General features: G+C 60.3%; 6 protein-coding genes and 2 pseudogenes. 3 read left to right on the top strand and 5 right to left on the bottom strand.

Going from position 1 to position 5,280, the window contains the following annotated elements:
- A partial coding sequence (locus EOA49_RS30040) for an ABC transporter permease subunit (protein WP_127243530.1) occupies nt 1-343 on the top strand: 343 nt, incomplete at its 5' end.
- 196 nt (nt 344-539) lie between these two features.
- Here the strand turns inward: EOA49_RS30040 and EOA49_RS33190 are convergent.
- The 4 genes from EOA49_RS33190 to EOA49_RS30030 all read right to left on the bottom strand — a co-directional run bounded on the left by EOA49_RS33190 (nt 540) and on the right by EOA49_RS30030 (nt 3,250).
- A complete protein-coding gene (locus EOA49_RS33190; protein ID WP_206519970.1) occupies nt 540-821 on the bottom strand; it encodes a DUF202 domain-containing protein in 282 nt (93 codons plus the stop codon).
- A gap of 29 nt (nt 822-850) precedes the next feature.
- Nucleotides 851-1,879, bottom strand: coding sequence for a sulfate ABC transporter substrate-binding protein (locus EOA49_RS30035; protein WP_127242016.1), 1,029 nt, complete (start codon nt 1,877-1,879; stop codon nt 851-853).
- A gap of 493 nt (nt 1,880-2,372) precedes the next feature.
- Nucleotides 2,373-2,546, bottom strand: a complete 174-nt coding sequence (locus tag EOA49_RS32915) for a hypothetical protein (protein ID WP_164747016.1) — start codon at nt 2,544-2,546, stop codon at nt 2,373-2,375.
- 371 nt (nt 2,547-2,917) lie between these two features.
- On the bottom strand, nt 2,918-3,250 hold the full coding sequence (locus EOA49_RS30030) for a hypothetical protein (protein ID WP_127242209.1): 333 nt from the start codon (nt 3,248-3,250) through the stop codon (nt 2,918-2,920).
- A 217-nt stretch (nt 3,251-3,467) separates the two neighbouring features.
- Here EOA49_RS30030 and EOA49_RS30025 point away from each other — a divergent pair, with 217 nt between their 5' ends.
- Both EOA49_RS30025 and EOA49_RS30020 read left to right on the top strand, forming a co-directional pair.
- Nucleotides 3,468-4,511, top strand: a complete 1,044-nt coding sequence (locus tag EOA49_RS30025) for a 2-oxoglutarate and iron-dependent oxygenase domain-containing protein (RefSeq protein ID WP_206519988.1) — start codon at nt 3,468-3,470, stop codon at nt 4,509-4,511.
- A 63-nt stretch (nt 4,512-4,574) separates the two neighbouring features.
- Nucleotides 4,575-4,826: pseudogene (locus tag EOA49_RS30020) on the top strand (PLP-dependent transferase); the annotation flags it as partial.
- Nucleotides 4,827-4,828: 2 nt separating this feature from the next.
- Here EOA49_RS30020 and EOA49_RS30015 read toward each other — a convergent pair.
- Nucleotides 4,829-5,161, bottom strand: a pseudogene (locus EOA49_RS30015) (pyridoxal-phosphate dependent enzyme); the annotation flags it as partial.
- Between the last annotated feature and the right edge of the window lie 119 nt (nt 5,162-5,280).

Genomic DNA, 5,280 nt, shown 5'->3' with positions numbered 1-5,280 from the left:
TCGTCTCCCTGATGTTGGGCAGGATCTCCAGGACCATGATGGCGAAAGCGCTTTCGCCATCATGGTCCTGGAGATCCTGCCCAACATCAGGGAGACGATCCTCATCGAACTTGTCACCCGCCTGGGCTACGCCTTCTTCTCGATCGCGACGCTGAGTTTTCTGGGCCTTGGCATTCAGCCGCCGTCCGCCGATTGGGGCCTCGCTGTGGCCGAAGGCTATGGCTTCCTCACCGGCGGCAAATGGTGGGTGGTTGTCTTCAATTCGGCGGCAATCGTCTCGCTGGTGATGGCCACCAACCTCATTGCCCAGGGCATCGGCGCTTTGGAGAACAATCAAGACTAGCATCGGTTTCCACGCCAGCAACCGCCCACGATCCGAAGATTTCGACTGCCATCTTCTCGCGCTATCAGACGGCGAAAAAAGCGCTGGTCGGTTCGAGTGAAGAAGCTGGACGGCGAATTCGGTAGGCAATGCCGGGGTTGTCGATCTGGTTTCCGCAAGTTCGGCCGCGTGCCACGTCTGACAGGAAGGGCATTGTTCAGTCTTGGCGCTGCAAAACCCACACGACTCCTGCTCCAACGATGAATATTGCGCCAACAATTCTGCCATCGCCAACACTGACGCTGGCCGCCGGAAAGAACCAACCGTCGAATCCCGGCCAGCACCAATTTACGACTCCAAAGCCAAAAAAGGCGATAGCGATGGAACTCCGGTTCATATGCCCCATCTTGTTTTGCCAGCGAGGCGACTGTTCTTTATAATGCTGGCTGTCGTATAGGCACCCGACGAAGCCCTCTGCGAGCGCCTCGTCGCTCCCCATGACTGGTCAGGTTCGCCGGCCGTCCGACCTCATTGGGCCGGCTTGTAGATCTGGTCGAATATACCACCGTCACCGAAATGGTAAGGCTGTGCCTTCTTCCAGCCGCCAAAAAGCGGATCGTCGATGGTGATCAGCTTGATCGGCGGCAGCTTGGCGAGATCCTCCGGCGGCACCAGCTCCGGCTTGGAAGGCCGGTAGTGGTTCTTGGCGATGATGGTCTGGCCTTCCTTGGAGTAGAGGTAGCTGAGGTAGGCCTCGGCGACCTTGCGCGTGCCCTTGGCGTCGACATTGGCGTCGACGACGGCGACAGGCGGCTCGGCCAGGATCGAGGTCGGCGGATAGACGATGTCGAAATTGTCGGCGCCGAACTCGTCGAGCGCCAGATAGGCATCGTTCTCCCAGGCGATCAGCACGTCGCCCAGGCCTTTTTGCGCGAATGTCACGGTCGATCCGCGCGCGCCGGTGTCGAGCACCGGGGCATTGGCGTAGAGCTTGCCAACGAACTCCTTGGTCTTGGCTTCGTCACCGCCGTCCTGGGCGCTGGCATAGGCCCAGGCGGCGAGATAGTTCCAGCGCGCGCCACCGGAGGTCTTCGGGTTCGGTGTGATCACCTGGACGCCGTCCTTGATCAGATCGCCCCAGTCCTTGATGCCCTTGGGATTGCCCTTGCGCACCAGGAAGACGATGGTCGAGGTGTAGGGCGCCGAATTGTTCTCGAACTTCTTGCGCCAGTCGGGATTGATCTTCTTCGACTTTGAGACGATGGCGTTGATGTCGCCTTCGAGCGCCAGCGTCACGACGTCGGCGTCGAGGCCGTCGATCACGGCGCGGGCCTGGGCGCCCGATCCGCCATGCGACTGCTGGATGGTGACGGTTTCGCCGGTCTCGGCCTTCCAGTGCGCGGCGAAGGCCTCGTCATAGGCCTTGTAGAGCTCACGTGTCGGATCGTAGGACACGTTCAGAATGGTCGTGTCGGCGAACGCGAAACCGAGCGTGCCGAACTGGACAGATGTGGCGACCAGCGCGCCGAGCAGTTTCCTGAAATGAGGTTTGGTCATTCCCGCCTCCGTTGAACTGCAGCGAACTCTAGCGAGTTTATAGAAATTAGATGCATTGAATGTTGCCTTTTTTGCCTCCTCGAAGCAATTTTTCGCCGACGGTTGGCATATTCGGGAAACATTTCCTCATATTAGCCAGAGCAGACTCTGCGCCTGTCCGACGCCATCTAGTGACGGCCGGCGTCGCGGCAAGGTCGGAGCAGCGTGAGATTTGCGTTAGGGGGTCGATCCGCCCTTTATGGCGCGGTGACGGGAAAGTCGAAACGCTGCTTGGCGAACGGTTCGTTTTGCAGCGTGAAGTGCCACCATTCGCAGGATAGGCACAACCGGCGCTCAGCCTATCCATCGCTTGCCACACCGGCGAAAGAGTTGATCCAATTCTCGAAGTCACGGCTTCGCTGCTCGTCACTGTGGACGTACATCAAAAACAGCAGCGCTGCCGCGCAAAGCAAAGAGCCGACCCACTTTAGCGCATCGATCATTCCCTCAACCTCTAGCCCGACCTTTCCATAAAAAGGACGAGCAACCCGAAGTAGGCAAGGCCCGCGCCGGTAGTCAGCTCCTCGCCGCCGAAAGCGAAGATCGCATCGCCGCAGAGACGGCCCACGACGACCGCGCCGATCACCCAGATCGCTACAACGGCAAGCTTTTTGCGCTCCTCCGTCATCGGTCAGCCTCCAAGGTTAGCTCGGTGCATGCGCAATCGACGGCAACAACGCGCAATCAGGCAGTTTCTGACCTCGCACCGGACTGAACAGGCTTCTGGAGCCATTCTCATGCGTAAGAAGCGGGGTACCGCTCGCCAATGTCGGGCAGGACGGCCACGATGAGCTTGCCTGCATTCTCCTCCCGGCCGGCCAGATGCTAAGCGATCGAAAGTTTTCCACATTCAGCACTGAAGGGGACACCAATCTCATTGCCCAAGCATCGGCGCCTTCGACAACAATCGAGATTAACGTCATTTCTCCGTCAACCCATCGGCGCAGGGGCCATGCCCAGTATCCAAATGCCTGAACACGCCCTGCGTGCCAATTGCTCCTATTGCATCGCTTTGCGAAGCCGCTCTACACAGAGCGAGCGGAGCAAAAGAGCTGCATCGGCATAGGTAGGCGGGCCTTCACCATTACCGATTGTTGCACCGCCCATCAGCGCCGCGACGTCGTCTTTGATGCGCCAGGGAAGAATATCCGTGCAGGTGCGCATTCTGCCGAAGACAGAACTGATCGGCACCATCCGTCCCTCGAAATCCACCTGAGGCTCATCCGTGCTTGGCGCCCAGTCCTGATAGGCCTCCAACGCCTCGTCAAACGCTCCATGCAATATTACGGGCGCATGGCCCTCGTGCAGCGCGGGCAATTGGCGTGTGGTCATAAGGTCTCCTCCTCGAAGCGGCAGCCCCACACCTTGTTCTGATATTGTGCGCAATCGCGATCAAAGTCTATAAATTTTATAGAATTAACAAAAATTCGCCTCTGGGGTCGCGTCCGCGATACGCGAATTCTTCCGGCCCTAGCTGAAAAGGTCGGCATTTTCTTTGTTTCCCGCGTTGGCGGTGCAACGCTTTCCTCCTCAGATAAAGAGGATGGAAATGAGTAAGCTCGCCGACGCAATTCCGGTGCTGGATTTTTCCGGTTACGAAGCCAATCCGGACTCCCGCAGGCGTTTCCTCGAAGAACTGCGGCGCGCTGCGCGCGACGTGGGCTTCTTCTACCTTTCGGGACACGGCATCCCGCAGTCCCTGATCGATGACGTGCTGAGCGTGTCGGGCCGCTTCTTCGCTTTGCCGGACGAGGACAAGCTCGAGATCGAGATGGTCAACTCGCCGCGTTTCCGCGGCTACAACCGGGTCGGCCAGGAACCGACGAAGGGGCAGAGGGACTGGCGAGAGCAGGTCGACATCGGCTCGGAGGCGCCGTCATTGCCGCGCGATGCGGGACAGCCCGCATGGCGGCGATTGCAGGGGCCGAACCAGTGGCCAAGTGCCTTGCCGGAGCTGAAGCCTCTGCTATTGGAGTGGCAGGAGCGCTTGACCGAGCTCTCGACCAAACTGCTCAAGGCATTCGCCACCATCCTCGAGCAGGATGAGAACGCTTTCGAAGCGATCTACGCCGGCACGCCCAACCATCTCAAGATCATTCGCTATCCTGGACGTGATGCCACCGAGAGCGAGCAGGGTGTCGGCGCGCATAAGGACAGCGGTTTTCTCACACTCCTGCTGCAGGAACGTGAGGGGGGGCTACAGGTTGAGGCCGCCGACGGCAACTGGATCGACGCCGAACCGCGCGGGGGAACCTTCGTCGTCAATATCGGTGAGTTACTGGAGATGGCGACCGATGGTTACCTCAAAGCGACGGTTCACCGGGTGGTGAAGCCGCCGGCCGGCACTGACCGGCTGTCCGTCGCCTTTTTCCTTGGCGCGCCGTTCGACGCCGAGATCCCGTTGCTGGACCTGACCCCGCATTTGAAGGCGCAGGCCAGTGGCGTCACCCGCGATCCTCAGAACCTGCTCTATCGCAACTCCGGCCAGAACGCGCTGAAGAGCCGGCTGCGTTCGCATCCCGATGTCGCGCGGCGCCACCACGCCGACCTGATCGCAGCCCAAGCCCGCGCCGAAGTCGCGCCCTTTGCCTGACCGCTAAACCAGACAGGAGGAAAGTCCCATGACGCTGGAAAATCTGTCCCCTGAGACCTTGCCCTGCACGGCGGTAACTGGCGAGCCGACCCCGTAAGTGGCGCCGTCGCGGTGCCGATCTACCAAACGACGTCCTATCAATTCCAGGATACGGGTCATGCCGACCGCCTGTTCGCACTGGACGAGATCGGGCACATCTATACGCGTGTTTCCAATCCGACGCAGGATGCGCTGGAGACCCGCATCGCGGCACTGGAAGGAGGCGCAGCGGCGCTCCTGCTATCATCCGGCCAGGCAGCTTCGGCCTATTCGGTGTTGTCGGGGACGACGAGGATGATGCGGTAGCCTTTCGGAATGCCGACCTGGGCAAGGCCGAGGCCGGTATTGCCGGCGGTCGCCTCGACGATGGTGCCGCCGGGCCTGAGCTTGCCCTGCCGCTCGGCGGCGGCGATCATCGACAGCGCGATGCGGTCCTTGATCGAGCCGCCGGGGTTCTGGCTCTCGAGTTTTATTAACAGCCGGCACTTGCCGGTGTCGAATTTGGTCAGCTCGACGATGGGGGTCTGGCCGATCAGGTCGAGCACCGACGCATAGGGCGGACGCAGGCGCGAAACGGCACTGTCGGGCGCGACTTTTCCGTGCTCGCTCATGTCAGAGGCTCCATGGGTGAAAACCTAGCGTCTTTTCCAGCCGATCGCAGCCGGAAAGAAGATAGATCGTGCCAATCGAGCGGCCAGACGGGGAATGAAATTCCAACCCCGCTCCCGCC

The sequence above is a fragment of the Mesorhizobium sp. M1A.F.Ca.IN.020.04.1.1 genome, assembly GCF_003997315.1.
GTDB lineage: Bacteria > Pseudomonadota > Alphaproteobacteria > Rhizobiales > Rhizobiaceae > Mesorhizobium.
Note: the sequence above shows the minus strand (reverse complement) of the source record. Positions and strands in the feature narration are given on the sequence as shown.

Coding starts and splice junctions, on each gene's coding strand:
- EOA49_RS30030 (WP_127242209.1), bottom strand. CDS start 3,250: ATGACCACACGCCAATTGCCCGCGCTGCACGAGGGCCATGCGCCCGTA.
- EOA49_RS30025 (WP_206519988.1), top strand. CDS start 3,468: ATGAGTAAGCTCGCCGACGCAATTCCGGTGCTGGATTTTTCCGGTTAC.
- EOA49_RS32915 (WP_164747016.1), bottom strand. CDS start 2,546: ATGACGGAGGAGCGCAAAAAGCTTGCCGTTGTAGCGATCTGGGTGATC.
- EOA49_RS33190 (WP_206519970.1), bottom strand. CDS start 821: ATGGGGAGCGACGAGGCGCTCGCAGAGGGCTTCGTCGGGTGCCTATAC.
- EOA49_RS30035 (WP_127242016.1), bottom strand. CDS start 1,879: ATGACCAAACCTCATTTCAGGAAACTGCTCGGCGCGCTGGTCGCCACA.